The organism is Micromonospora globispora (assembly GCF_003857015.1).
GTDB classification, from domain to species: domain Bacteria; phylum Actinomycetota; class Actinomycetes; order Mycobacteriales; family Micromonosporaceae; genus Micromonospora; species Micromonospora globispora.
This window is the reverse complement of record NZ_QGGF01000581.1, coordinates 1-2,966: the sequence shown is the minus strand read 5'-3', so window position 1 is coordinate 2,966 and position 2,966 is coordinate 1. Positions and strand designations below refer to the sequence as shown.

The 2,966-nt window shown below is 72.8% G+C and carries 3 protein-coding genes; 1 reads left to right on the top strand and 2 read right to left on the bottom strand.

The window, feature by feature from the left end:
• On the bottom strand, positions 1–217 hold a 217-nt coding region (locus DKL51_RS29340), incomplete at its 3' end, for a 2-phospho-L-lactate transferase CofD family protein (RefSeq protein ID WP_148097882.1).
• Positions 214–1,131, bottom strand: coding sequence for an RNase adapter RapZ (gene rapZ / locus DKL51_RS29335; protein WP_423790613.1), 918 nt, complete (start codon positions 1,129–1,131; stop codon positions 214–216). The genes rapZ and DKL51_RS29340, both read right to left, overlap by 4 nt.
• 237 nt (positions 1,132–1,368) lie before the next feature.
• On the opposite strand from rapZ, the gene recQ reads away from it, so the two are divergent.
• Positions 1,369–2,966, top strand: a 1,598-nt coding sequence (recQ, locus tag DKL51_RS29330) for a DNA helicase RecQ (RefSeq protein ID WP_124812804.1), incomplete at its 3' end; no start/stop codon positions are given.

Genomic DNA, 2,966 nt, shown 5'->3' with positions numbered 1-2,966 from the left:
GGTGCTCCCCGGCCAGCGCGACCAGCGCCTGCCGCAGGTCGCCCGGCGGCAGCCCGCCGCGCTCGGCGCGCAGCCGACCGCTGGAGCCGCCGTCGTCCCCGACGGTGACGACCGCCGTGATGTCCAGGTCGAGGTCCGGTACGCCGTGCCGCAGCGCCCGCAGGGACGCCGAGAGACCGTGCCCGCCGCCGAAGGCGACCACCTTCGTCCGGCTCATTCCCGCCCCAGGTCCCGGTGCTGGGCGTTGGCGGCGATGCCCGACTCGCGGAGCCGGGAGGCCAGCTCCTCGGCGATGGCGACGCTGCGGTGCTTGCCGCCGGTGCACCCCACCGCGACGGTCAGGTAGCGCTTGCCCTCGCGTTCGAAGCCGGCGGTCGTGGCGTTGACCAGGTCGGCGTATCCGGCCACGAAGGCGTCCGCGCCCTCCTGGCCCAGCACGTACGAGCTGACCGCCTCCTCGCGGCCGGTGTGCTCCCGCAGCTCGGGCACCCAGTACGGGTTGGGCAGGAACCGGGCGTCCATCACGAAGTCGGCGTCCGGCGGCAGGCCGTACTTGAAGCCGAACGAGAGCACGGTGATCCGCAGCCGGCGCGCGTCCTCGCCGCCGAACAGCTCCTCGACCCGGCGGCGGAGCTGGTTCACGTTCAGGTGGCTGGTGTCGATGATCACGTCGGCCTGGTCCCGGGCCTCCTCCAGCAGGGCCCGCTCGACCGCGATGCCGTCGGCCAGCCGCCCCTCACCCTGCAGCGGGTGGGACCGCCGGACGCTCTCGAAGCGGCGGATCAGCACCTCGTCGTCGGCGTCGACGAAGACCACCCGCGGGGAGAAGCCACGGTCCTTGAGCTCGCGGATCGCCCCGGCCAGGTCGGTGGAGAAGGCCCGCGAGCGGACGTCGAGCACCATCGCCGTACGCCGGGCGGCGCCGCCGGCCTTGAACGCCAACTCGGCCATGTCCAGCATCAACGCCTGGGGCAGGTTGTCGACCACGTAGTAGCCGACGTTCTCCAGGGCCCGGGCCACCGTGCTGCGGCCACCACCGGAGAGGCCGGTGACCACCACCAGGGTGGTGTCCGCCTCGGTCGGCGCCGGCTGCCCGAGGACGTTGTCCGCCCCCGCCGTCTCGGCCGGCACCAGGTTCTCCGCCGTTCGCGCCTCGCTCACCCGCTACCCCCAGCCGTGGCGCCGCGGCCGGTCGGCCGCGCATGGTCAGTCAGCGACTTTAACCGTTGGGACCTTGCCCGGGATTCCACGGGGGCGACGGCCGGAACACGCGCTTGTCCGTTTCGCCCGGTCCCGCTGTGTACGTCACGCAGTACCCGGACGGTTCGGCGGGCCGGCGGTGTCGGGATCGGCTCGTAGAATCCGCGGATGGTCTCCCCCACCGATCTGCGGACCGAGGACGCGCTGCGGGTGCTCCGCCGGGTGTTCGGCTACGACACCTTCCGCGGCTTCCAGCAGGAGGTCGTCGACCATGTGGTCGGCGGCGGCGACGCGCTGGTGCTGATGCCCACCGGTGGTGGCAAGTCGCTCTGCTACCAGATCCCGGCGCTGGTCCGGAACGGCGCCGCCGTGGTCGTCTCCCCGCTGATCGCCCTCATGCAGGACCAGGTCGACGCGCTCACCGCGGTGGGCGTCCGGGCCGGCTTCCTCAACTCGACGCAGGAGCCGGCGGAACGGCGCCGGGTGGAGGCGGCCTTCCTCGCGGGCGAGCTGGATCTGCTCTACCTCGCCCCGGAGGCGCTGGCGGTCCGCTCGACGGTCGGGCTGCTGGAACGCGGCACCATCGGGCTCTTCGCGATCGACGAGGCGCACTGCGTGTCGCAGTGGGGGCACGACTTCCGCCCCGACTACCTGAACCTGTCGATGCTGCACGAGCGCTGGCCCGGCGTACCGCGGATCGCGCTGACCGCCACCGCGACCAGCGCCACCCGCGCCGAGATCGCCACCCGGCTCAACCTCACCGACGCCCGGCACTTCGTGGCCAGCTTCGACCGGCCCAACATCCAGTACCGGATCGTGCCGAAGCGGGAGCCGCGCAAGCAGCTGCTGAGCCTGCTCCGCGACGAGCACCCCGGCGACGCGGGCATCGTCTACTGCCTCTCCCGCGCCTCGGTGGACAAGACGGCGGAATTCCTGGTGCAGAACGGCATCCCGGCGCTGCCGTACCACGCCGGCCTGGACGCGGCGACCCGCGCGGCGAACCAGCAGCGTTTCCTGCGCGAGGACGGCCTGGTCATGGTCGCCACGATCGCGTTCGGGATGGGCATCGACAAGCCGGACGTCCGGTTCGTCGCCCACCTCGACCTGCCCAAGTCGGTCGAGGGCTACTACCAGGAGACCGGCCGCGCCGGCCGGGACGGCCTGCCGTCCACCGCGTGGCTGGCGTACGGGCTCCAGGACGTGGTGCAGCAGCGGAAGATGATCGAGACCTCGGACGGCGACCTCGCGCACCGCCGCAACCTCGCCAGCCACCTCGACGCGATGCTCGCCCTCTGCGAGACGGTCCGCTGCCGCCGGGTCCAACTGCTCGACTACTTCGGCGAAAAGGCGACGGCCTGCGGCAACTGCGACACCTGCCTCAGCCCACCCGAGTCCTGGGACGGCACGGTGGCCGCGCAGAAGCTGCTCTCCACCGTCTTCCGGCTGGACCGGGAACGCAACCAGCGGTTCGGCGCCGGGCACTGCATCGACATCCTGCTCGGCCGGCAGACCGACAAGATCAGCCAGTACGGCCACGAGACGCTGACGGTCTTCGGCATCGGCACCGAGCTGCGCGAGGCCGAGTGGCGCGGAGTGGTCCGGCAACTGCTCGCCGAGGGGCTGCTGGCCGTCGAGGGCGACTACGGCACCCTCGCGCTGACCGAGGCGAGCGCGGAGGTGCTGGGCCGGCGGCGCACCGTGACGATGCGCCGGGAGCCGGAGCGACCGCCGTCCGGCCGGGCGGCGAAGCCCCGCGGCGCGGCGAC